This window comes from Pseudomonas sp. Irchel 3A5 (assembly GCF_900187575.1).
Classification (GTDB): Bacteria; Pseudomonadota; Gammaproteobacteria; order Pseudomonadales; family Pseudomonadaceae; genus Aquipseudomonas; species Aquipseudomonas folii.
The window spans coordinates 121,674-145,367 of sequence record NZ_FYDU01000002.1 but is presented as its reverse complement, the minus strand read 5'-3'; the positions used below and the strand labels follow the sequence as shown (position 1 = coordinate 145,367).

At 56.5% G+C, this 23,694-nt stretch carries 23 protein-coding genes; 17 read left to right on the top strand and 6 right to left on the bottom strand.

The features are described from left to right. The first annotated feature begins 8 nt into the window (after positions 1-8). From tssM to CKW31_RS03235, 4 genes are all read left to right on the top strand, one after another. On the top strand, positions 9-3,521 hold the full coding sequence (gene tssM, locus CKW31_RS03250) for a type VI secretion system membrane subunit TssM (protein WP_095093012.1): 3,513 nt from the start codon (positions 9-11) through the stop codon (positions 3,519-3,521). After that, positions 3,518-4,249, top strand: a complete 732-nt coding sequence (locus tag CKW31_RS03245) for a PP2C family serine/threonine-protein phosphatase (RefSeq protein ID WP_095093011.1) — start codon at positions 3,518-3,520, stop codon at positions 4,247-4,249. The genes tssM and CKW31_RS03245 overlap by 4 nt, the downstream gene beginning before the upstream one ends. Then, positions 4,246-5,235, top strand: coding sequence for a serine/threonine-protein kinase (locus CKW31_RS03240; protein WP_095093010.1), 990 nt, complete (start codon positions 4,246-4,248; stop codon positions 5,233-5,235). Before CKW31_RS03245 ends, CKW31_RS03240 begins: the two co-directional genes overlap by 4 nt. Before the next feature lie 156 nt (positions 5,236-5,391). Beyond that, positions 5,392-5,835 (top strand): hypothetical protein, encoded by a 444-nt coding sequence (locus CKW31_RS03235; protein ID WP_095093009.1) that lies wholly within the window; start codon positions 5,392-5,394, stop codon positions 5,833-5,835. Between the two features lie 79 nt (positions 5,836-5,914). Here the strand turns inward: CKW31_RS03235 and CKW31_RS03230 are convergent, their stop codons facing one another. Then, positions 5,915-6,616: a glutathione S-transferase gene (locus CKW31_RS03230; protein ID WP_176469771.1), complete on the bottom strand. Its 702-nt coding sequence runs from the start codon at positions 6,614-6,616 to the stop codon at positions 5,915-5,917. 114 nt (positions 6,617-6,730) lie between these two features. On the opposite strand from CKW31_RS03230, the gene CKW31_RS03225 reads away from it, so the two are divergent. The 3 genes from CKW31_RS03225 (at position 6,731) to CKW31_RS03215 (ending at position 10,979) form a co-directional block, all read left to right on the top strand. Next, a complete protein-coding gene (locus tag CKW31_RS03225) occupies positions 6,731-7,294 on the top strand; it encodes a TetR/AcrR family transcriptional regulator (RefSeq protein WP_095093008.1) in 564 nt (187 codons plus the stop codon). A 175-nt stretch (positions 7,295-7,469) separates the two neighbouring features. After that, positions 7,470-8,096 (top strand): isochorismate family cysteine hydrolase YcaC, encoded by a 627-nt coding sequence (gene ycaC, locus CKW31_RS03220; RefSeq protein ID WP_027901532.1) that lies wholly within the window; start codon positions 7,470-7,472, stop codon positions 8,094-8,096. A 318-nt stretch (positions 8,097-8,414) separates the two neighbouring features. Beyond that, on the top strand, positions 8,415-10,979 hold the full coding sequence (locus CKW31_RS03215) for a hypothetical protein (RefSeq protein ID WP_141230110.1): 2,565 nt from the start codon (positions 8,415-8,417) through the stop codon (positions 10,977-10,979). A gap of 8 nt (positions 10,980-10,987) precedes the next feature. Here the strand turns inward: CKW31_RS03215 and CKW31_RS03210 are convergent, their stop codons facing one another. Then, entirely contained in the window at positions 10,988-11,590 is a 603-nt protein-coding gene (locus CKW31_RS03210; protein WP_095093006.1) for a DUF4124 domain-containing protein, read from the bottom strand. 48 nt (positions 11,591-11,638) lie between these two features. Continuing rightward, positions 11,639-12,280 (bottom strand): orotate phosphoribosyltransferase, encoded by a 642-nt coding sequence (gene pyrE / locus CKW31_RS03205; protein ID WP_095093005.1) that lies wholly within the window; start codon positions 12,278-12,280, stop codon positions 11,639-11,641. Positions 12,281-12,362: 82 nt separating this feature from the next. Here pyrE and CKW31_RS03200 point away from each other — a divergent pair, with 82 nt between their 5' ends. Beyond that, the gene (locus CKW31_RS03200; RefSeq protein WP_095093004.1) at positions 12,363-13,142 is read left to right on the top strand and encodes an exodeoxyribonuclease III; all 780 of its coding nucleotides are present in this window, start codon (positions 12,363-12,365) and stop codon (positions 13,140-13,142) included. A gap of 305 nt (positions 13,143-13,447) precedes the next feature. Here CKW31_RS03200 and CKW31_RS03195 read toward each other — a convergent pair whose 3' ends face one another. Beyond that, on the bottom strand, positions 13,448-13,816 hold the full coding sequence (locus tag CKW31_RS03195; RefSeq protein WP_095093003.1) for a DUF4870 domain-containing protein: 369 nt from the start codon (positions 13,814-13,816) through the stop codon (positions 13,448-13,450). Positions 13,817-13,841: 25 nt separating this feature from the next. Beyond that, positions 13,842-14,564, bottom strand: coding sequence for a ribonuclease PH (gene rph, locus CKW31_RS03190; protein ID WP_027900043.1), 723 nt, complete (start codon positions 14,562-14,564; stop codon positions 13,842-13,844). A gap of 286 nt (positions 14,565-14,850) precedes the next feature. On the opposite strand from rph, the gene CKW31_RS03185 reads away from it, so the two are divergent. From CKW31_RS03185 to CKW31_RS03160, 6 genes are all read left to right on the top strand, one after another. Beyond that, positions 14,851-15,714 carry a YicC/YloC family endoribonuclease gene (locus CKW31_RS03185; protein WP_095093002.1) on the top strand — a complete coding sequence of 288 codons (864 nt, stop codon included), beginning with the start codon at positions 14,851-14,853 and terminating at the stop codon, positions 15,712-15,714. Between the two features lie 13 nt (positions 15,715-15,727). Next, positions 15,728-16,348, top strand: a complete 621-nt coding sequence (gene gmk, locus CKW31_RS03180) for a guanylate kinase (RefSeq protein WP_095093001.1) — start codon at positions 15,728-15,730, stop codon at positions 16,346-16,348. Positions 16,349-16,494: 146 nt separating this feature from the next. Continuing rightward, complete coding sequence (gene rpoZ, locus CKW31_RS03175) at positions 16,495-16,758, top strand: DNA-directed RNA polymerase subunit omega (protein WP_002551500.1); 264 nt, start codon at positions 16,495-16,497, stop codon at positions 16,756-16,758. Between the two features lie 60 nt (positions 16,759-16,818). Next, on the top strand, positions 16,819-18,924 hold the full coding sequence (spoT, locus tag CKW31_RS03170; RefSeq protein WP_095093000.1) for a bifunctional GTP diphosphokinase/guanosine-3',5'-bis pyrophosphate 3'-pyrophosphohydrolase: 2,106 nt from the start codon (positions 16,819-16,821) through the stop codon (positions 18,922-18,924). A 24-nt stretch (positions 18,925-18,948) separates the two neighbouring features. Further along, positions 18,949-19,329 carry a RidA family protein gene (locus CKW31_RS03165; protein WP_087271644.1) on the top strand — a complete coding sequence of 127 codons (381 nt, stop codon included), beginning with the start codon at positions 18,949-18,951 and terminating at the stop codon, positions 19,327-19,329. Positions 19,330-19,380: 51 nt separating this feature from the next. Further along, positions 19,381-20,115: a hypothetical protein gene (locus CKW31_RS03160; RefSeq protein WP_095092999.1), complete on the top strand. Its 735-nt coding sequence runs from the start codon at positions 19,381-19,383 to the stop codon at positions 20,113-20,115. A 265-nt stretch (positions 20,116-20,380) separates the two neighbouring features. On the opposite strand, the gene CKW31_RS03155 is transcribed toward CKW31_RS03160, so the two are convergent. Beyond that, positions 20,381-21,235 carry an NAD-dependent epimerase/dehydratase family protein gene (locus tag CKW31_RS03155; protein ID WP_095092998.1) on the bottom strand — a complete coding sequence of 285 codons (855 nt, stop codon included), beginning with the start codon at positions 21,233-21,235 and terminating at the stop codon, positions 20,381-20,383. Between the two features lie 217 nt (positions 21,236-21,452). Between CKW31_RS03155 and exbB the strand changes: the two genes are divergently transcribed. From exbB to CKW31_RS03140, 3 genes are read left to right on the top strand one after another with little or no spacing between them, the layout of a single operon-like run. Further along, positions 21,453-22,436: a tonB-system energizer ExbB gene (gene exbB / locus CKW31_RS03150; RefSeq protein WP_095092997.1), complete on the top strand. Its 984-nt coding sequence runs from the start codon at positions 21,453-21,455 to the stop codon at positions 22,434-22,436. Positions 22,437-22,439: 3 nt separating this feature from the next. After that, the gene (exbD, locus tag CKW31_RS03145) at positions 22,440-22,865 is read left to right on the top strand and encodes a TonB system transport protein ExbD (RefSeq protein ID WP_027900035.1); all 426 of its coding nucleotides are present in this window, start codon (positions 22,440-22,442) and stop codon (positions 22,863-22,865) included. Next, entirely contained in the window at positions 22,862-23,605 is a 744-nt protein-coding gene (locus CKW31_RS03140; RefSeq protein WP_027900034.1) for an energy transducer TonB, read from the top strand. Before exbD ends, CKW31_RS03140 begins: the two co-directional genes overlap by 4 nt. Positions 23,606-23,694 lie beyond the last annotated feature (89 nt).

Genomic DNA, 23,694 nt, shown 5'->3' with positions numbered 1-23,694 from the left:
GACATGTAATGAAATATTTTTTGAAAAAACTGGCTGCCTGGCTAAGTAATACCTGGCTGTGGTCGCTGCTTGCCGTGTTGTGCATGGCTTTATTGGTCTGGTTATTCGGACCTTTGCTGGCCGTTTCTGATATTCGATTCTGGGAGACCGCGGCAAGTCGCTTGCTGAGCATCAGCGTTTTGTTTCTCGTGTGGGGATTGCTCATGGTGCTTGTCAGTTGGCGCCGTGGTATTCGCAAGAAACAGGAGGAGGAAAGCACCGCCGGTCTGCAGCGGCTGGAGCATGCCGAAAAAATAGCCGAGGAGCATAAAGAACTGCGCGGGCGGTTCATTGACGCAGTGCAAACACTGAAAACCTCGAGCCTTTATAGCGGCCGGAGCGAGCGGTGGCGTAATGAGCTGCCGTGGTATTTGGTCATAGGACCGAAGAGTGTCGGCAAGACCAGTTTGCTTGACTTCTCTGGTCTGGATTTCCCACTCAACAAGATCGAGCGCAAGCTGACTCGTGACACCCAAGGGACACGCTTCTGCGACTGGTACTTCGCGAGTAACGCGGTGTTGATTGACACCGCAGGACGTTACCTGACGCAGGAAAACGACATCGATAGAGCGGCTTGGTCGACCCTGCTCGGGCATATGCGCAAACGCCGTCGTAATCGGCCGCTCAACGGTGTTTTGGTGACCATCGATATCAAAACGCTAGAGGGAGACGAGGCAGGTCTGGAAAGTCTGGCGCGTCAGGTGCGTGACCGTCTGAGGGAGATTCATCAACGTCTGCGTGTCAATGTGCCGGTTTATCTGGTACTCGCCAAGTCTGATCAGGTAGTTGGCTTCGATGCATTTTTTGACCAGCTTTCCCGTGAGGAAACCGAGCAGGTTTTGGGCACCAGTTTCCAGAAAGGACAGATCGGCACTGACGTACTTGTCTTGCGCGAGGAGTTTGATGCTTTGCTGCAACGACTCAACAGCCAGGTCGTTACTCGCATGCACGTTGAGCGCGATATTGGCCGCCGAGGTTTGATTCTGGATTTCCCTAACCAACTCGCAAAACTGGGCGAGCGCCTTTGCCTGTTTGTTGACATGGCATTCACTGGGACCCGTTACCAGCGTCCAGTTCAACTACGCGGGTTTTATCTGACCAGTGCGCCGCATCTTGCACAACCTCTGGATAAGGACACCGCGTCTATTGGCGCTGAAACCGGCATGTCCAGCAAAGTTCTGCCCACCTTTCGTTCGGGGGGGGCGCGCTTCATTCACCATTTATTGAGCCGGGTGATATTCCCGGAGGCTGAACTGGCCGGACTCGACAAGCGTGAAACCCGCCGTATTCATTGGTGGCACCGCGCGCTTTATGGTTGCGCACTGGTGGTATTAAGTGTGTTCGCGCTCGCTTGGGCGACGAGCTTCTCCGCCAATCATGATCGACTGGAAAGCGTCCGTGAGTTTGCCGCGCAACTGACCCAAGCGCGCTCTCGTCTGCATTCGGAAGATGATGAAAAAGCAGCCTTGAAAACTCTCGACCCCAGCTATGCAGCAAGCCAGGTCTTTCCGTCCAGAGAAGGTGTAGCCCTATTGGAGCGCAACGGCCTTTATCAAGGTGATCGAAGCAATCCCGTACTGGAAGCCGCGTATGTGTACGAGCTGGAAAATCAGCTCTTGCCCCGAGTCGCCAGCAGGCTCGAAAACCAGATCCGGGCAAATCTGCAGGACCGTGAGCAGCTCATGGGCAGCCTGCGAGCGTATCTGATGCTTAATTTGAAAGAGCACCGGGATGCTGGCTGGCTCAAAGAGTGGATGTCGGCGGATTGGTCCGTAAGCTATAGCGGTAACACCGTCGCGCAGAATGCTCTGAGTGGGCACCTTCAGCGCTTGCTGGCTCAGCCTTTCAGTTATCCGCTCAATGACGCATTGGTAACCCAGGCGCGACAGGTGTTGCGCGGCGACTCCTTGGCAAACGTGGTTTATCGCGCACTTCGAGATCAGGCGCGTAGCCTGCCAGACTATCGCCTCGATCTGCATCTGGGTCCGCAAGGGGGCTCATTTTCCGGCACCGATTATGTGATACCAGGTTTCTATACGCAGAAAGGTTATCAGCAGAACTTTATCGTGAAGGGGCCTGCTCTGGTCAGTGGCATTTTGCGCGACAACTGGGTGCTCGGTGAAGGAAGCGAGATCAGTGAGCAGGACTTGCGTCGTTTGATGGTCGAGCTGGAGCAGCTGTACTTTCGCGATTACGCCAACCACTGGAGTGAGGCGATAGCCCAAGTGGGATTACAGCCCATTGTCTATCCTGCTGATGGCGCTAATCAGATGGCCAGCCTGACGGCGGCCAGCTCACCGTTGCTGCAATTGCTGGCAGAGATTCGTGAAAACACCCGCTTTCAGACGCTTGCCGATAGCGCTGATGCTTTAGCGTCCATAGCGCCTGCTCAGAAAGGATCGTCAGGTCCTGGGGTCATGGCAGTCGCCAAACAGGCCGGGCAAGCCATCGTCAAAGCTGCGCCAGAAACCGCCAGGAGATCGCTGCAGCTGCGCTTCGAGCCTTTGCATCGCCTGCTGGATGAGAATAACGGACCCGCGACTGAGCTAGTGCCGGTTTTGCAGTTGCTCAACGAGTTGCAGGTGCAGTTATCGGGACTTGCTCGTTCCAGCCAGCAGGACCAAAGCGCGTACGAGTGGGCCAAGGCTCGAATGAGCGGTCAGAGAGACGTTTTGAGCGGGTTACGCAATGCATCAAGCCGCCTGCCGCAGCCGGTGAATGGATGGCTCAGCTCAATAGCTGATGACACGTGGTCGTTGGTCCTGAGTGATGCGTATCAGTTCCTAAATCATCGTTATCAGAGCGACTTGTATGGCTTCTATGGGAAGGCCATCGACAAGCGCTATCCGTTCAGCGCTCATAGCACCAGTGATGTTGCGCTCAATGACTTCAGGGAGTTCTTCAAGGAACAAGGGGTCGCCGACAAATTCTTCGACAGCTACATAAAGGCTTTCACCAGTGGTGATGCGGGTAGCTACAAACTGCGCAGTATTGATGGCCGCAGTTTGCCGATGTCCAGGGCGTTTCTGGAGCAAATGTCTCAGGTTCAGGTGATTCGCCGGGGATTCTTTGCGGAGAATCCCAACGAGCCTCAAGTGCAGTTCAAACTTGAGCCCTACACCCTCGATCCAAACGTCAGTCGCGCCGAGTTTCGTCTGGGCGATCAGATGATGGAGTACCGTCATGGCCCGATCATGCCGGTCTCGTTCAGATGGCCTGCGGATGCGGATGATGGGCGCACCAGTCTCGTGCTGGAGAAGATCGCGGGTCGAGCCGTGGGGCTGGAGGAAAATACAGGACCATGGTCGCTGTTTCGTCTGTTCGATTTGATGCAAACCGAATATCTGCGAGGTCGCGACGTGATGGTGTTGAAGGGCAATGTAGGCGGCCTACGGGTTAATTATCTACTGTCCAGCCAACGCTCGCCAAACCCGTTCGATATGAATGCGATTCGACGTTTTCGACTTGCGGGGCAGCTATGACACGCTCGGCTCGCAGTTGCGCAAGTGTCGGGCGTACCGAGCGAGGCAAGGTGCGAGAGCGTAACGAAGACGCATACCTTAACCGTCCCGAGCATGGGCTTTGGGTGGTCGCCGACGGTATGGGGGGGCATCAATGTGGCGATCTTGCGAGCCAATTGATCGTAAGCAGTATTGCCGCAATCGCTCGATACACTGATCTCGACGATCGGCTTGTGGCTGTGCGTGAGTGCTTACTCGGAGTTAATGATCGTCTTGGTGAGGGCGCCTCTGACCGCGCTGGCGATTGCGCTCCTGTTATTGGCAGCACGGTAGTTGCGTTGTTGATTGAAGGTTCGCGCGCCGTTTGCGTATGGGCAGGCGATAGCCGTTGCTACCTTTGGCGCGACCAACGCTTGTACCAACTGACGCGTGATCATTCCTTGCTTCAAAAATTAATCGCTGAAGAACAAATGTGTTCTCGGGAGGCAGCGGAGCACCCTGGAGCTCATGCGCTCACCCGAGCCGTTGGCGGCGGAGATGGCTTGAGCCTTGATTTAATTGAGCTTGATGTGCGGTGTGGCGACGTTTTTGTGCTGTGCACTGATGGCCTGTACCAGGCAATTGACCACCAAGTGTTGGGCGACGCTTTAACCAACCGCTCACCCAGACTGAGCGTTGATCTTCTGTTCGATCAGGTTCTGCGAGGGCCTGCCATCGATAACCTTACAGCGGTAGTGGTTCGGACATGAGCGCCGAGTCAAGATCCGCCGATGCTCGTCTGGAACCTCAGGAAGCGGGGGTATTGACCCAGTTTGCCCTTGCGGGTGGGCTTGGCGTTTCTCCTCGCCTGGGTGCTTCATCGCAAGCGTTCACCACGCAGTTACCCGATGTGCTGTGTGGTCGTTATCGACTGGAGGAGATCATAGGTGCAGGCGGGATGGGGGTGGTCTATCGCGCCCGAGATCTGTTACACGAACAGTTCGGCGAGCCCGACCCCTTCATCGCAATAAAACTCCTGAACGAGGACTTCGTCGACGTACCAGACGCGGGTGTCTTGTTGTACCGCGAGTTTGCCCTGACTCGACATCTCTGCCATCCCTACGTGATCCGTCTGCGTGCCTTCGAGGTAGATTTTTCGTGTCGGCGAGCCTTTATCACTCAGGACCTGCTGCGAGGCACCGGTTTAGACAAGTTCCTTTGCGAGCAACCTTCGGGCTTGAACGCTGCAGAGATAAAGGCCGTCGCGGTTCCATTGCTTGATGCGTTAGCCCACTGTCATGAAAGTGGCGTACTGCACGGCGACCTGAAACCCTCGAACATGATGCTGACCGATAATGGGCCACGGCTGATTGATTTTGGACTGGGGGGCACGTTCGATGGCGTGTTAAGCGGCTTACCGCGTCTTGGTCGTGAACGCTTTGACGCCTGGACGCCAAGCTACGCCGCCCCGGAGCTGCTGAATCATGGTGTGATTTCAACCTGCACAGATGTTTACGCCATGGCCTGCGTCCTATATGAGCTTGCCAGTGGCAAGCATCCCTATGGTCAAAAATCTTCGCTGCAGGCGAGAGACGAGCAGGTTTGGCGGTCGATAGCTGCACCGCCTAATCTACCTGTTCGATTCTGGCCAGCCTTGCGCCATGCGCTAGCTTTGGACTCCAATAAAAGAACAATCAGCGCGTTGGAACTACGCGATGCGTTCTGTACGCGCCCAATTGGTTACATGCAATTTTGAGAGATATAAGCCGCTTTTTTGTACGCGGAAATTTCCCTCATAACCAATCCTGAAACCTACATAACCTACGGATTTTTCTGACATTTTTATCCATTTATTTCCCTTAAAGTGCGGCCGCTGTTTACAACTCCTAAACATTTGACCGGGAAATAGTTAATGAAAAAGCTATGGATGTCTGCTGCCGTTGCGACCTTGATTGCAACCACCAGCGGCTGCGTGAGCTACAACATGAGTCAGCCAAGCGCGCCGCTGGAAGGCGTTGTTAAAAGCAACCTGAAAGCAGATGTTAAAGTCGGCGAGACCATCAGTGGCGAATCCTCCACTAACATCCTGTTCAACTTCCTGAGCTTCGGCGGCGACACGCAATTCGCTGACGGCGTTGTTTACGGTGGTGGCGGTGGTGGTGCTCTGGCAGGTCTGCCGATCCCTGATCCGATCTCCCAGACTAAAGCCGCAGCGGCATACAAGGCAGTCAAATCTTCCGGTGCCGACCTGATCGTCGCACCGCGTTATGAAGTGAATGTTCAGGACTACTTCATCTTCAAAAAAGTCGACGTGAAAGTCACTGGCAACAAGGGCAGCATCAGCAGCATTCGCTGATACGTATTCTTCGGATGCTCCCCACGAAAACGCCGCCTTTCAAGGGCGGCGTTTTTACATGTCGTCCAACGTCATTTCGTTACGCACCTGCTGCTGTGGGCTCAGACATCGTCACCCGGTTCTGCACGCTAGGACGTTCTTGCACCTTCGCGTACCAAGCCTGAAGCGCTTTGTGTTTCGCTGGGATTTCCAGCTCCACCAGCCCTGCAAAGATCAGGCCGCCGATGACGGTGATGTCGGCCATCGAGAAGCTTTCGCCGGCGACGTAAGATTGTGTTTGCAGTATCGAATCGAAGTACTGCATGCCACGAAGCGCTTTGTCCCGTTGGCGAAAACCCCACTCAGCGTTCTGATACAGCTCCACGTCTGGGCCGAGGCCCGGTGTGGCGTGGTGGAAGTAAACGCTGATGGCGTCCAGCAGCTCCAGCTCGGCCCGCTTGCTCATCATGTGGATCACGCCCTTTTCCTTTGGCGTGTTACCGGTGAGGGTAGGGCTGCCGTCCAGGTTGTCCAGGTACTCGGTGATGGCGGTGCATTCGGCGATGAGCGTGCCGTCATGCAGTTCGAGCACGGGCAGGGTGCCGGAATAGTTCTTTGCGAGGAAATCGGGCTTTTTGTGCTCGCCTTTCCAGAGGTCCACCGATTCGAATTGAGTGCGCGATTGCAGGTTTTTTTCTGCCAGGGCGATACGCACTCTGGCCGGGTAAGGACCAGTGTGCCAGTCGTAGATTTTCATCATGGGCAGGACGCTTGGGTCGAATGTTGACGCGTTGGAAGTCATGGGAAATTCCTGTCTACCTATCAGTTGGTAGGTAGAATCTAGGCGCTAATATTTTCTCGGTCAAGGCCTTTAGTCGCTTAAGATGCCCAGCCAACGAAACCGTGAGGCAGTGACGTGAGCTCAAACCATCGGGAAGCCATCCTGGCCGCTGCCAAACAGGCTGCGCAGGCGCATGGTTACAGCGGCTTGAATTTCCGTGATCTGGCGCAGGTCGTGGGTATCAAGAGTGCGAGCATCTACTACCACTTCCCGAGCAAGGCTGATCTGGGCGCTGCGGTTGCCAGGCGTTACTGGGAAGATACCGCCGCTACTCTTGAGGACATGCTGGCCGAGGCACCGAACGCGATTGATTCGCTGCGTCACTATCCCGATATCTTTCGTCAGTCCCTCGCGAACCATAACCGCCTGTGCCTGTGCAGTTTCATGGCCGCTGAATACGACGATTTGCCGGAAGGGGTGAAGACCGAGGTCCAGACCTATGGCGATGTGAATGTAGCCTGGCTGAGCAAGGCCTTGATGGCTGCAGGTTTGGTCAGCGCCGATCAAGTTGAAGGGCGGGCACGCGCTATCTATGCAGCGGTATCGGGCGCGCAGTTGCTGGCGCGGAGTCGTTCGGATATCTCGCTGTTCGATGCGCTTATCGAAAGCTATCAGTCAGCCGGGCTATTGCCCGCGTAATCAATTCCTTCCAGGCCGGTGATTCGTTGAACGCTTAAGCATGGAACAATTGTCCCTTTCAGGTTGACAGTAAAACGCCTTTCAGCCGATTTATCCTTTATTCGAAGACCATTAATCTGGCTTCACGTTGAACGACGCCACTAATTACTTACCTACTTCGATAAAGGATTCCACCATGACTAACGCCACTTACAACCGTCTGAACAAAGATGACGCTGTAGTTCTGCTGGTCGATCACCAGACTGGCCTGATCTCGCTGGTGCAGGACTTCACCCCGAACGAGTTCAAGAACAACGTGTTGGCGCTGGCCGATGTGGCGAAGTTCTTCGAACTGCCAACCATTCTGACCACCAGCTTCGAACAAGGCCCGAATGGCCCGCTGGTGCCAGAGCTGAAAGAAATGTTCCCGGACGCGCCGTACATCGCTCGCCCTGGCCAAATCAATGCTTGGGACAATGAAGACTTCGTCAAAGCGATCAAGGCGACTGGCCGTAAGCAACTGATCATTGCCGGTGTGGTAACGGATGTTTGCGTAGCGTTCCCGACGCTGTCGGCACTGGCTGAAGGGTTTGACGTGTTCGTGGTGACTGACTCTTCCGGCACCTTTAACACCACGGTACAGCAGGCTTCCTGGAACCGCATGACCCAGGCGGGCGCACAGATGATGAACTGGTTCTCGGTGGCCTGTGAGCTGCAACGCGACTGGCGCAACGATATCGAAGGTTTGGGTAACCTGCTGTCCCAGCGCATTCCGAACTATCGCAATCTGATGAACAGCTACTCGGCGCTGACTGCTCGTTGATCTGAGCGAGAGTGAGCAGAAAAACAAAGCCCGCTTTTTAGCGGGCTTTTGTGCAATTGGCTGCTGTGGCAACTATTTACTGTAGGCGCTGCGATTGCGCCCAGCCTAACCCACCGCAATTCGCAGCCTTCGGCAGCGCCTACAGGTCCAGTGTTTCATTTCAGGGGACTGGTTTGGTTTGATGCATTTAGTAGGCTCAAAGAAACCCCTGACTCAACATGACGAAATACCGCTGCACACCCGTTGATAAGCCCTGCATAACTTGTGTTCGCGATTGGAGAACGTCGGGAGACTTTCCTCATATCGAGAATATCTTCAATGAACACGTCCATTACATCTGTTCCACCACCGACACCATCACCGCAAGAGGTCCAGCCCCGTCGAGGGTATGGCGTGAATGCGTTGGCACCATTGCTCAACCCGGTCCAGTTGCAGCTGATCCAGACAACCGTTCGTGCTTATGTGCAAGAGCAAAGTGTGGCTACGCGTCTGGAGGCGCTGTCTGTATTGGAGGCCCAAAACGATGGCGTAGCCGGTGTCGAATTTGAGCTGACAAGCCTGTTGCAGTTACTGTCCTGGCGGCGGCTGGTTGATGCTTCGAGTATGTCTGATGAGCAACTCAAGCAGTTGCTGGACGATATGTTGAGCAGCGCAGAAGGCCAGACAATAGGCCGTCGGCTGAATACGGTGTTGGGTTGGTATGGGGCGGCAGATAACGAATCTATTGACCCGATGGTTATCAGGCAGTTGGTATGGAAGGCGCTGATTCTGGAGCTCGACCCGCCGGAGCATCGCCAGCCCGGGTACATCGCCGGGTATGAGTTCGGCAAGCCGGAGAATTGGGGGCGTCCGTTAACGGACATTCAGAAGGAGTTCGAAGATTTCCTGGAGGAGAAGACGTGTAACGCTCAGGGGGGGCGCTCCAGTCATTTGGCGCGCCTGGCTGCCTATATCCTGGCGCCGATTGCTCCCGAGATGGTTATAAAGGAAACGCCTGGCACTCTTCGTTATGGCAATGGGGAGTGGGTTAACTTTGCCCATGGTGTTGCTTTGGTGGAAGCCCTTTCTCCAGGTTCGTCACCGACGATGAGCTACGAGCAGTTGCTGGCGTTACCCCTCAAGATGTTTCATTCGGCAACGGGTGACGAGAGAAACATCATTATTCAGACGCGTATTGCCCCTGCGCTTCAATGGGCCGTCGTCAATGGTGTTTTACCTGTCAGGGCTTCGCCAGGCTACTCCCCCTCTGAAATCCAGACTGCCATCGAGGCTCTCGACGCACACCAAAATAAGGTAGTGACTGCTATTGGTACGCTATTGAGCAAAGCACCGTACCGGCCGGACATCGGTTTAAAGAAATTCAATGAGGTGCTAGGGGCTTTCAACGCTAAAGCCTTACTGCACCTGACCATGCGGCCGACGACTTTCTGGAAGAGAGTTGAATATTCACTTCGTAACCCCTCACCTCGTATCCCCTCAGGCGAGTTTTATTTGCTCGATGTATTCGTTGCGGGGTTCATGAAAAACGGGACCGATCAATTTGAACCGGTCATTCCATCTCACCTGGTTTCTCAAAAGGAATTTTATGAGAATTTTTATAACGAGCAGATTGAACATTTGAAAGGAATTGATGTGGATGCCCTGTATCGCAAAGCGTTTGAGCAATATGTTCGCGATGCGCAGAGCGCCTACTCTTGCATGGTAGAAAAGCTGATCGCAGAGATTCCTTATGCCGATAGGCGGGCCATTCAGTATGGAACGGTCTACTCGTATGCGCTTGAGCAACCAACCGGTAAACGAGTTGATGAGGAAACCCGACAAGACCGCCAATTGACGCGGGGCCGAGCTGGTTTTGTTCTGGTCTGCAGGCAAGCTGACAACGCTTTTGCTTATGAAATGTTCCCTCTGCTGGGCATCGCGGTGCGCAACCCTAGCCTGTCCCAATTACCGGATGGCAACCTTATATTAAAGCCCCGTCTACTCCGCCGACGAGCCGGGCCGTTGCCTCTGGATTGGGAGGCCTATGAAAAATTTAAAGCCCCAAGAGCCAACATCAAGACTAATGCGTTACCGGTGCGGATCTACACGGCACTGCCAGGCAGGCTGGAGGCTGTTCCTTTGACCAGCCCTCTGTCATCACCGCGGTTCAAAGGTTTAGGTCATATCGTTGCCAAGGAACATCTGTTTTTCAATCAGGAAAACTGGTTGAAGGAGAACAGGAGTCAGACGGGCTCTGAATTCGTCAGTGCGAACTATCCTCCGGTATTGCGTATGTTGGCGACCTTTATTCCGGGGCTTAGCTGCTTCAACGCAGTACAAAATGACGAGGCGCCAGCCATTAGTTGTGCGATCGATGTCGGTTTGATCCTGGCATCACCTGCCTTTAAATTTGCCAAAGGCTTTGTGTCGTTGGCTTTGAACGCTGGCGCGCCTGTCATTGCTCGCCGTCTTCCAGCATTGGCAAAGTTGACCGGCAACTTTGTTTCCGACGCGAGTGCCTCTTACTTACGCGGGTTGAACCCATTCGACGGGTTGTTCTATCGAGTGGGACCCTTCAGCGGAATGGCCGCACTACTCCTCAAATCTACATATAAATTGCACGAAGCCGTCGGTCAAACACTGGGCAAGCCTGGCGAGTTTGCCTATATCAATGGTCTGGAGTCTGCCGCAAGCCCGGATAAATGGCGTCCGATAGCGATTGGCGACAGGTTGGCTACGATGATCAACGGTGTTGCTGATGTGCCAGTTCGAGACTTTCCGACGGTTGATGGCTCCGTGAGGACTTATCTCGTCAACACCGCTTCCGGGTACTCATACGGTCCGGCGCTGGCGGCGGAATTGCTACGCGCAGCGCCTGCTGAGGGTGCAGATGATTCAGCTTGAGGCGCAGCTTATTGAGCCGTCAGCCGCTGAATACGGGCTTTATCCTGATTGAACGCCGCCTCGGCGTCAGCGCGAGCTTGCTGATAGCGCTTTATGTTCAGGCCGAGGTCGTGTTGCTGGTCGCGAAGATCACTCAACTGGTCAATCAGTGATTGAGGCACCGGTTTACCGGCCCGCTCCAGGTCCGCTGCTTGCCCCTGTAACGACGCCTGCTGGGTGTCCAGGCCTTTGAGGTTGCCTTGCGCCAGGGCAATCAATGCATCCAGTTCGGAAAGCTTGCGGGCCTTGGCGCGATCGACGTCCTCGACATTGCTGTAGAGGTTGAGCAACTGCGCGTCTGCACTCGCCTGGGCCTTCTGGGCCTGGGCCCGATGGATCTCATCGGCGGTTGGCGCGGGTGGCACCACTTGAACAACGCGGCCTTGGGCATTGAGCACTTCATAGCCCTTGGCAACGTACTCAGGCGGTACACCCTGACGATCCAGCACGGTCACGCCGCGGCTATCAACATAGCGATAGAGTGACGGCTGAGGGGTGTCGGCAGCCTGTGTCGCTGCAAACGGACTGATAACAAGAGACAGCAGCAAGCAAACCAAGCGTGGCTTAGTCATTCAAACATCCTTGATGTCTCAATCCGAATGGCGACGGACATGACGCTCCTAGATCCCGAACTGCGCCCGATAAGCCTCAACAGCAGGCAGATGCTGCTTGAGTTGAGGATCGTCGGCAAGGAACTCCAGCACCTGGTTGAGCGATACAATGCTGACCACCGGGATTCCGAAGTCGCGTTCCACTTCCTGAATGGCCGAAAGCTCGCCGTTGCCGCGCTCCTGACGGTTAAGTGCAATCAGCACGCCCGCCGCAGTCGCTTCCTGGCCCTTGATGATCTGCATGACTTCGCGAATTGCGGTGCCAGCGGTGATCACGTCGTCGATGATCAGCACATTACCGGTTAGCGGTGCGCCAACCAGACTTCCGCCTTCTCCGTGTGCCTTGGCTTCCTTGCGGTTGAAGCACCAGGGCAAATCGCGCCCGTGGTGTTCGGCCAACGCCACGGCTGTTGAGGCCGCCAGAGGAATCCCCTTGTAGGCTGGGCCGAACAGTACGTCGAAGGAAATACCGCTCTCGACCACCGCTGCGGCGTAGAAACGACCCAGCTGCGCAAGGGCCGAACCGCTGTTGAACAGGCCGGCATTGAAGAAGTACGGGCTGGTGCGTCCGGACTTGAGAGTGAACTCACCGAACCGCAAAACCCCACGGTCGATGGCAAAACGGATGAAATCGCGTTGATACGCCTGCATGAAAAAAGCCCCGAATACCACGGATTTAGCTAATTAGGTAGAGCTCGGGTATCATACACGCACGTGATTTTTGGGGCCATTTATGCGGATCATCAGTGTGAACGTAAATGGCATTCAGGCGGCAGTCGAGCGCGGTTTGCTCAGTTGGCTGCAGGCTCAGAATGCCGACGTCATCTGCCTTCAGGACACCCGCGCATCCGCCTTCGAACTGGACGACCCAGCCTATCAGCTGGATGGCTATTTCCTTTACGCGTGCGAAGCTGAAGTTCCGGCCCAAGGTGGCGTGGCGCTTTACTCGCGGCTGCAACCGAAGGCGGTAATCAGCGGCCTTGGCTTTGAAACAGCCGACCGCTACGGGCGTTACCTGCAAGCAGATTTCGACAAAGTCAGTATTGCCACTTTGCTGCTTCCTTCGGGAATGAACGGCGACGAAGACTTGAATCAGAAATTCAAGCTCATGGATGATTTTGGCAAATACCTGGACAAACAACGGCGCAAGCGTCGTGAGTACATTTATTGCGGCTCGTTGTACGTGGCGCAGCAGAAGCTCGACATCAAGAACTGGCGTGACAGCCAGCAATCTCCTGGCTTCCTCGCGCCTGAGCGTGCCTGGCTGGACGAGATTGTCGGCACCATGGGTTATGTTGATGCCCTGCGTGAAGTCAGCCGTGAAGGTGATCAGTACAGCTGGTGGCCGGATAGCGAGCAGGCGGAGATGCTCAATCTCGGCTGGCGCTTCGACTATCAGTTGCTGACACCAGGCCTGCGACGCTTCGTGCGTAGCGCACGCCTGCCGCGTCAGCCGCGCTTCTCGCAGCACGCACCGCTGGTAGTGGATTACGACTGGACGCTAACGATCTAGTATCCATCGCCCACAAAAAAGCCGACTTCGTGTCGGCTTTTTCATGGCTATTGTTTGTAGGGCCGCGCTTGTTCGCGAGGCGACGTGTCTGGAGAACCGCGTCAGCCCCTATCCGTCAACAAGTTGCCTCCTGCCTTTGAACGCGGCAAGCCTGACTCCGCGGCCGGGGTAGGAGCGAACTTGTTCGCGAGGGCGGCGTGTCTGGAGAACCGCGTCAAACCCTCTCGCCAACAAGTTGCCTCCTACCTTTGAACGCGGCAAGCCTGAGCCTTCGCGGTGCGGGGGCACTCCTACAGATATAAATCCTATTTGATCAACCGCCATGTAAACGGATACCGATACGCCACGCCTTCATTCGCCTTGATGCCGGCAATGATCGTCAGCACCAGTGCGCCGACGCCGACGAGCCCTATCAGCACGAAGCCGATCACGAGCAGCATCAGAAAGAAGCACGCGACCATGGCTAGCGAAACCGTGATCTGGAAATTCAGTGCTTCCTTGCCGTGAGTATCAATGAACGGATCGGAGTCCTTCTTGAGTTGCCACAGAATCAGCGGGCCCAGCAGGTTGCCGAACGGGAAGATCATGCCGAGGAACGCAGCGAAGTGACAGAACATCGCCCATTGGCGAGCTTCCGAGCTTGGGGCTGGAACGGGCATTTGGCTGTCACTCATATTCGTCTCCTGCTGGCTGCTTTGATCAGTCGGCCAGTGCGGCGGTCTGCAGTTCGAACAGTTCGGTCATGCCTTTTTGCGCCAATGCCAGCATGGCGTTGAGCTCTTCAGGCTGGAACGGAGCGCCTTCGGCAGTGCCCTGAACCTCAATAAAGCCGCCCGAGCTGGTCATCACCACGTTGAGGTCAGTTTCGGCTGCGGAATCTTCAAGATAGTCCAGATCGAGAACCGGCTCGCCCTGATACATGCCAACCGAAACGGCCGCAATCATTTGCTTGAGCGGGTCGCCGCCTTTGAGGCCACCACGTTTCTTGATAACTTTCAGCGCATCAACCAGAGCGACCATGGCGCCAGTAATAGACGCTGTGCGGGTGCCGCCATCAGCCTGGATGACATCGCAATCGACATACAGCGTGACGTCGCCCAGCTTGGACATGTCCAGTGCGGCGCGCAGTGAACGACCGATCAGGCGCTGGATTTCCAGGGTGCGGCCGCCTTGTTTGCCACGGCTGGCTTCACGCTGGTTACGCTCGCCGGTTGCGCGTGGCAGCATGCCGTATTCTGCGGTCAACCAGCCCTGGCCCTGGCCTTTGAGGAAGCGAGGTACGCCATTCTCGACGCTGACCGTGCAGATCACTTTGGTGTCACCAAACTCAACCAGCACAGAACCTTCAGCGTGCTTGGTGTAGTTGCGGGTGATGCGGATCGAGCGGAGCTGATCGGCGGCGCGACCACTTGGACGTTTCATCTGGATACCTGTACTGAGACGGAAAACTGCCGAGCATTATAGAGGTGCAAGTCGGCGCTGGGCACATCTAAAACCATCGGATGCCAAACCGTTGGGCTGGCAAGGCTGTGATTCGGGCATTTGCCCGGTTGAGCAAATGCCATGCATCGCATGTCGCATTAGTGGATTGGGAGCATGGGTCGCACTGCGCTACAATCCTGCGCCTTTACAGACTGCCGGTTTTTCGTGACATCCAGTTATCGCGGATGGCGGCATATTCTGTTCACCGGATTACAGAGGTATTCCCATGGTCCACAGCATGACGGCTTTTGCCCGGGTCGAACGGGCCAGCACTCAGGGCACACTGAGCTGGGAGCTACGCTCGGTGAATCATCGCTATCTTGAGCCTCATCTGCGTTTGCCGGAGTCCTTTCGCGACCTGGAAAGTGCCATCCGTGAAGCGCTACGCCAGGGCCTGTCCCGCGGCAAGGTGGAATGTACGCTGCGTTTCGTTGAAGAAACCGCTGGCAAGCCGCTGCAGGTTGATCGCGAACGCGCCGGTCAGTTGGTTGCTGCTGCGGAAATCGTGGCCAGCCTGATCAAGCAGCCTGCTGCCTTGAATCCCCTGGAAGTACTGGCCTGGCCCGGTGTTCTGGTCGGTGATGCCATTGATCCGCAAGCCCTCAATAAAGAAGCCCTGACGCTGTTCAATGAAGCCTTGGCCGAGTTGAAAAACGGTCGCGGCCGTGAAGGCGCCGATCTGGCCAAACTGCTCAATGAACGTCTGGATTCCATCACCACCGAGGTTTCGACCCTTAAAAGTCTGGTGCCGCAGATGCTGGCGACCCAGCGTCAGAAGGTGCTGGATCGCTTCGCCGACATGAAGGCCGAGCTTGATCCGCAGCGTCTGGAGCAGGAAATGGTGTTGCTGGCCCAGAAAAGCGATGTGGCCGAAGAGCTGGATCGTCTCAATACCCACGTCACGGAAGTGCGTCGCGTGCTCAAGGCAGGCGGTCAGGCCGGACGTCGTCTGGATTTCCTGATGCAGGAACTCAACCGCGAGGCCAATACCCTCGGCTCCAAAGCTTTCGATCCGCGTAGCACCCAGGCTGCGGTCAACCTCAAAGTGTTGATCGAGCAGATGCGCGAACAAGTCCAGAATATTGAGTAAGGCTAATTCCGACATGACACACAGCACCGGCACCCTGTACATCGTTTCCGCACCCTCTGGTGCAGGCAAGACCAGTCTGGTCAACGCCCTGGTTAACGCGCAGCCACAGATTCGGGTTTCCGTTTCGCACACCACCCGGGCCATGCGTCCGGGCGAAGTCGATGGCGTGAACTATCACTTTGTTGATCGCGCTGAATTTGTGCGCATGATCGAGCACGGTGATTTCCTTGAGCAGGCGGAAGTCTTCGGCAATATGTACGGCACTTCCCAGAGCCACTTGCAGCAGACCCTGGACGACGGTCATGACCTGATTCTGGAAATCGACTGGCAGGGTGCCGAGCAGGTACGCAAGGTCATGCCTGATGCGCGCTCGATCTTCATTTTGCCGCCGACCCAGCAGGCATTGCGTCAGCGCCTGACCAATCGTGGTACGGACAGCGACGAGATCATTGAGGGCCGGATGCGTGAAGCGGTCAGCGAAATGAGCCATTACGCCGAATACGACTACATCGTGATCAACGATGATTTCGCCTCCGCGCTGGAAGATCTGAAAGCGATTTTCCGGGCCAATCTCTTGACTCAGACCCATCAGCAGCAGCGTTTCAGCGGTCTGCTTGAACAATTGCTGGCCTGAAAACAGGGCTTTGAGTGTCTTGCGCGTGGGCTAAATAAGACCGCTCGTGGCTTGGCGCTTGAAGCTTATGGCTTGCAGCTTGTAAACTACCGAGTCCGCTCGCCCATCCGGGCATCGCGCATCCGCATTTGCTACGAGGAATACCCATGGCCCGCGTAACCGTTGAAGACTGCCTAGAACACGTGGATAACCGCTTTGAGCTGGTCATGCTCTCTACAAAGCGTGCCCGTCAACTGGCTACCGGCGGCAAAGAACCAAAGCTGGCGTGGGAAAATGACAAGCCTACCGTTATGGCGCTGCGTGAAATCGCGGCTGGCCTGATGGATTACGCTGTAATCGCAGAAGCTGAAATCGTTGAAGATGAACCATTGTTCGCGGCGTTCGAAGACGAGTCCAACGAGGCCGTCTAAGCCTATGCCGTGTCGACGTAGTACGGCGCAGGGTAAAAGTCATTGGTAGGGGGTAGCGCCTTGCCGAGCATAGACGCCCTCGCCGATCGCATTTCGACCTATCTCGGCAAGGAACAGGTAAACCTGGTCCGCCGCGCGTATTTCTACGCCGAGCAAGCCCACGACGGCCAGCGCCGTCGCAGCGGCGAAGCTTATGTCACGCATCCTCTTGCGGTGGCGAACATCCTTGCCGATATGCACATGGACCATCAAAGCCTGATGGCTGCCATGCTGCATGACGTTATTGAAGACACCGGTATTGCCAAAGAAGCGCTGTGCGCACAGTTTGGCGAGACCGTGGCTGAATTGGTCGACGGGGTCAGCAAACTGACCCAGATGAATTTCGAGACCAAAGCAGAAGCCCAGGCTGAAAATTTCCAGAAAATGGCCATGGCCATGGCGCGCGATATCCGCGTGATCCTGGTAAAGCTCGCTGACCGCCTGCACAACATGCGCACGCTTGAAGTGTTGTCGGGTGAAAAGCGCCGACGCATTGCCAAGGAAACCCTGGAAATCTATGCACCCATCGCCAATCGGCTGGGTATGCACAGCATTCGTATCGAATTCGAAGACCTCGGCTTCAAGGCCATGTACCCGATGCGATCCTCGCGGATTGGCCAGGCGGTCAAGCGCGCCCGGGGCAATCGCAAAGAGCTGGTCAACAAGATCGAAGACTCCCTGAGCCATTGCCTGGCGGTCGATGAGATCGAAGGCGAGGTCAGTGGGCGGCAGAAACACCTGTACGGCATCTATAAGAAGATGCGCGGCAAGCGTCGCGCCTTCAATGAAATCATGGATGTCTACGCGTTCCGCATCATCGTCGACAAAGTCGACACCTGCTACCGCGTGCTTGGCGCTGTGCATAATTTGTACAAGCCACTGCCGGGTCGCTTCAAGGATTACATCGCAATTCCCAAGGCCAACGGCTATCAGTCGTTGCACACCACGTTGTTCGGCATGCATGGCGTGCCCATTGAAATCCAGATCCGCACCCGGGAAATGGAAGAGATGGCCAACAACGGGATTGCTGCTCACTGGCTGTACAAATCCTCGGATGACGAAGTGCCCAAGGGCACCCACGCCCGTGCTCGCCAGTGGGTCAAAGGCGTGCTGGAAATGCAGCAGCGTGCTGGCAACTCTCTGGAATTCATCGAGAGCGTGAAGATCGACCTGTTCCCGGACGAGGTTTATGTCTTCACGCCCAAAGGCCGGATCATGGAGCTGCCTAAAGGCTCCACGGCGGTCGACTTTGCTTATGCCGTTCACACTGATGTGGGCAACAGCTGCATCGCGTGTCGGATCAATCGTCGTCTGGCGCCGCTTTCCGAGCCGTTGCAGAGCGGCTCGACCGTCGAAATTGTCAGCGCGCCGGGCGCGCGTCCGAATCCCGCGTGGCTGAACTTTGTCGTCACCGGCAAGGCGCGTACGCACATTCGTCACGCGCTCAAGCTGCAGCGTCGCTCCGAGTCCATCAGCCTGGGCGAGCGTCTGCTCAACAAGGTGTTGAACGGCTTCGAAAGCAGTCTGGAGAAAATCTCCGCCGAGCGCGTTCAGCCGGTGCTTGCCGAATACCGGGTCGAGGTCATTGAAGACCTCCTCGAAGATATCGGTCTGGGCAATCGCATGGCTTATGTGGTTGCTCGTCGACTGCTGGGCGAAGGCGATCAGTTGCCCAGCACCGAAGGCCCGCTGGCGATTCGCGGCACTGAAGGGCTGGTGCTCAGTTACGCCAAGTGCTGCACGCCGATCCCGGGCGACCCGATTGTGGGTCATCTTTCGGCAGGCAAAGGCATGGTCGTACACCTGGACAACTGCCGCAATATCAGTGAAATCCGGCACAACCCGGAAAAGTGCATCCAGCTGTCCTGGGCCAAGGACGTTACCGGCGAGTTCAACGTCGAATTGCGCGTCGAGCTGGAGCATCAGCGCGGTTTGATCGCCCTGTTGGCCAGCAGCGTCAACGCGGCCGACGGCAATATCGAGAAAATCAGCATGGACGAGCGCGATGGTCGTATCAGCGTCGTCCAGTTGGTAGTCAGCGTGCATGACCGTGTACATCTGGCCCGCGTCATCCGAAAACTGCGCGCCTTGGCCGGGGTCATTCGAATTACCCGCATGCGTGCGTAGCCAATCATTCAACAGGAGTTCTTCATGACCAAGACCGTAATCACCAGCGACAAAGCCCCTGCGGCCATCGGCCCTTACTCTCAGGCGATCAAAGCTGGCAATACCGTCTACATGTCCGGGCAAATTCCACTCGATCCTAAGACCATGGAGCTGGTTGAAGGCATCGAAGCCCAGGTCGTCCAGGTCTTTGAAAATCTGAAGTCGGTTGCCGAAGCTGCGGGCGGTTCGTTCAAGGACATCGTCAAGCTGAACATCTTCCTGACCGATCTGGGTAACTTCGCCACGGTCAACGAAATCATGGGCAAATACTTCGAACAGCCATACCCGGCCCGCGCCGCCATCGGCGTTGCCGCATTGCCGCGTGGTTCGCAGGTCGAGATGGACGCAATTCTCGTCATCGAATAACACTCCTGCGGGGCTCGCGCCCCGCTGCAGCTGATTAAGGAAGGACCTGCTATGCGCTTCGCGCTCGCCCTCTCGCTGACGGCCGTTTTTTTGAGCGGCTGTGCCAGCCACGCTGACCGCAATCCTGATGGCACGTGGATCAATCAAGCGGCTATCGAAGCCGCCGTAAAAGGCGACAACCTGCGTCAGGCCCTGCTCGCCAACGGCCCGAATCTGGAATGGCAGATCGATACCAAAACCAGCCAGGCCTTGTACTCCAACGGCTTTGAAGTCGGTGAGGGTAAAATCACCAGCGCCGCTGACGGCAAGTTGCGCATCGACTACTACAACTTTGTCGAAGACCTGCAGGTCAAGGGCGACGAACTGGTTCAAGCGGCCAGCGAGTCAGGGCCTGAGCAGCGTTTCGAACACCCGAAAACCCCTGCTGCGGAAGGTGCGCCAACCGGTGCAAGCTTCGAAGCTGCGTTGTACGGCGCCTACATGGGCGGCAAATGGACCATCGTCAGCGGCGACGGCCAGGGCAATACCGTGCAATTCAAACCGGATGGCAGCATTCAGGGCTTGCCGGACAATGACCGTTACGCGTTGTGTTTGGCCGGCGATTGCGCAGCCATGAGCGGCGAGTACGACAGCATGTGGCTGGAGAAAAACGAGCAGGGCAATCCGTGGATTTTCTCTCGCAAAGGCAAACAGCTGGAGATTTTCCAGGCCGTCAATGCCGCAGAAGCTGACCAGATGCCAGAGCTACGCCCAGGCCCGCGTCGCTGGTTGCTTGAGTTGAATTGATCGGCTACACGGTTTTTCTGTAGGAGCTGCCGAAGGCTGCGAACAATGGTGTGTCAGGCATACTGATTTCGCAGCCTTCGGTAGCTTTTATCAAGCGTAGAAGTCATTGAGTGGATGCGATTTTTATGTGGGAGCGGTGCTTGCCCGCGATAAGGGCGACGCGATCTGACGGATAAATCGTGTTGTTCTTATCGCGGGCAAGCACCGCTCCCACAGGAGATCGAGTTTGCTGGGCGACAGCGTGGTTGCTTCCATGGGGGGTTACTCAATCAGACCCCAGCAACACCTCATACCCTTCCTTATAAGTCGGATACCTCGGCACCCAGCCCAGTGCTTTGGCCCTCGCATTACTGCATCGTTTACTGCCCGCCCGGCGCACGGCGGCGCCTTCGGCCCAATGCGTCACGCCCAGATACTCGCGTATCCATTGCACGACCTCTGCCAAGGGTGCGGGCGCGTCGTCCACCCCGATGTAGCAATCCTCAAGCGCAACACCTTGAGCGTCTGACTTCAGTAGCAAGGCGAGCAATCCCGCGGCGTCGTCGGCGTGTATCCGGTTGCCATATAACGGCGGGTCGATTGTCACGCTGTAACCCTGGCGCACCCGGTTCGACAGGTCATTGCGGCCGGGGCCGTAAATGCCGGTCAAGCGCACGATGCTGGCCGGGAAGCCGCTGTTCAGTGCGACCTGCTCGGCCTCGAGCATGATCTTGCCCGAGAAGGTGTCGGCTTCGGTTGGTGATGTTTCGTCCACCCACTCTCCGTTTTGCTGGCCATAAACACCACTACTGGACACAAAAATCACCCGCTTGGGTTGCTGACCACGCTCGTTCAGCCAGTGAAGCACCCGCTGCTGACCTTCAACATAGGCGGCGCGGTAGCCCGTCTCATCGCGCTCGGTAGGCGTAGCGCAATACACCAGATAATCGATGGCTGTAGTGGGCCAGGTGGCGGGAATCGTCGGGTCGAACAGGTCGCCAGCCACGCCATTCACGCCTTCGGGCAGCAAGGAAATGGTGCGGCGCAGGCCATGCACGACCCAGCCCAGAGACAGCAACTGCGTGGCCAGACGACTTCCGATATCGCCGCAGCCAGCGATCAGGACAGAAGGTGTAGACATGTTGGACTCCCTACAAACAATGCGGGCCAGACGGCCTGAAACATGGGCCAAAGCTGACCAGCCAGATGCGTATGATGGAAAAAAAGATACTCTATTACTTTTGTTAACAAGAATTACTTGCAATAATACCGGCCCGTTTGTTCTCCTCCTGACGTCGAACGCTCCAGCGCGACGTAGCAGAGCGACCCACCTTCTTCTTTACTCAGGTCCGGCCAGCATGACACGTACTACCTCCTCCGCTTCGCCAACCCAGCTACCCAGCCTGCCGCGTGCATGGCGTGGTATCGCAGCTCTGCTGCTGAGCCTGATGCTTGCACCTGCTGCTTTCGCTGGTCAGGCTGCGCCCACTAATCCAGCCACATCACCGGCTCCTGCTACGGCTCCGGCGACGACCAATGCTCCGTCGGCGCAAACCACTGCACCGGTTGCGCAGGAAAGCACAGCGCCAGTTGAAGGCCCTGCGATTGTCGAGCCCGAGGATAACAGCCTCGGCATGTCCCATGACCTGTCGCCGTGGGGCATGTATCAGAACGCGGACATCATCGTTAAAGCCGTAATGATCGGTCTGGCGATTGCTTCGATCATTACCTGGACTATCTGGATCGCCAAGGGTTTCGAATTGCTGGGTGCCAAACGTCGTCTGCGCACTGAAATCGCCAACCTGAAAAAGGCTCGCACCCTGTCTGAAGCCAGCGAAAGCGCTGCCAAGGAAGGTACGCTGGCGAATCTGCTCGTACATGACGCCATGGAAGAGATGCGGTTGTCGGTCAACAGCCGCGAACGTGAAGGTATCAAAGAGCGCGTGAGCTTCCGTCTTGAGCGTCTGGTCGCTGCCTGTGGGCGTAACATGAGCATGGGGACCGGCGTGCTGGCCACCATCGGTTCGACTGCGCCGTTCGTAGGTCTGTTCGGGACCGTGTGGGGCATCATGAACAGCTTCATCGGTATCGCCAAAACCCAGACCACCAACCTCGCTGTGGTTGCGCCGGGCATCGCTGAAGCTTTGCTGGCGACCGCGCTGGGTCTGGTCGCAGCGATTCCTGCGGTTGTCATCTACAACGTCTTCGCTCGCTCCATTGCCGGTTACAAGGCACAGGTTTCCGATGCTTCGGCACAGGTACTCCTGCTGGTCAGCCGTGATCTCGATCACCAGCCGACCGCCGACCGTACTCAGTCGCCGCACATGGTCAAGGTGGGCTAAACCTTGGGCATGCATCTGAAAGAAGGCGACGACGATCTCGCCGAAAACCACGAAATCAACGTAACGCCGTTCATCGACGTCATGTTGGTACTGCTGATCATCTTCATGGTGGCAGCGCCTCTGGCGACGGTTGATATCAAAGTCGACCTGCCTGCCTCGACCGCCAAGCCGCAGCCCCGACCCGAGAAGCCGGTGTTCCTCAGCGTCAAGGCTGATCAGAGCTTGTACCTGGGCGACGACAAAGTCGCTCCTGAGCAACTGGGTCAGATCCTCGACGCCCGAACCAAGGGCAAGAAGGACACCACGATTTTCTTCCAGGCTGATAAAGGCGTGGATTACGGTGACCTTATGGAGGTGATGAACGCCCTGCGCAGTGCGGGCTACCTCAAAGTCGGTCTGGTCGGTCTCGAGACGGTTGGTAAGAAATGATCAGTACGCGCCAAAAACTGACGCGCTATAGCGGTAGTCTGTTGTTGGTGCTGGCCGTGCATGCCATTGCGATCGTGGTCGCGCTCCGGTGGCCTGCATCCCAGGCCATCGAGCTGCCTCCGGCGGCCATGATGGTGGAGTTGGCACCTGAGCCAGAACCGGCCCCGCCGCCGCCACCGCAAGTGGTTCAGCCGCCTCAGCCTCCAGCGCCCGAGGAAGAAATCATTCCCAAGGTAGCTGAAGTCGAAAAGGCAGAAATTGCTGTGCCCAAGCCTGTGGTCAAGCCCAAACCCAAGCCTCAGCCGCCAAAGCCGGTGAAAAAGCCTGAGCCGCCGAAGGATTTGCCCGCTGACGAGAAGCAGGTCGATACACCGCCGACGACGGCCAAGGTCGAGAAATCGGCTGCGCCAACGCCGCCCAGTCAGCCTGCGCCGCCGAGCAACGCGCTGCCTACCTGGCAGGGCGATTTGCTGAAGCATCTGGCCAAGTTCAAGAAGTACCCGGAAGACGCTCGCCGTCGCGGCATGCAAGGGGTCGCTCGCCTGCGCTTTGTGGTCGATGCCGATGGCAACGTGTTGTCGTATTCGATTGCAGGCAGCTCAGGCAGTCCGTCGCTGGACAGGGCCACCATGGAGATGATCCGTCGTGCCCAGCCATTGCCTAAACCGCCAGCGGAAACGCTGAACAACGGCACTATCGAGATCCTGGCTCCGTTCGTTTATTCACTTGATCGGCGTTAGCTCGTAATTTTGATACAACGCAGTTACTTGATAACGTGCGTCTATCGATTGCAGCCGCTATGCTGGGGCCGCAACTTCATGGACGCACG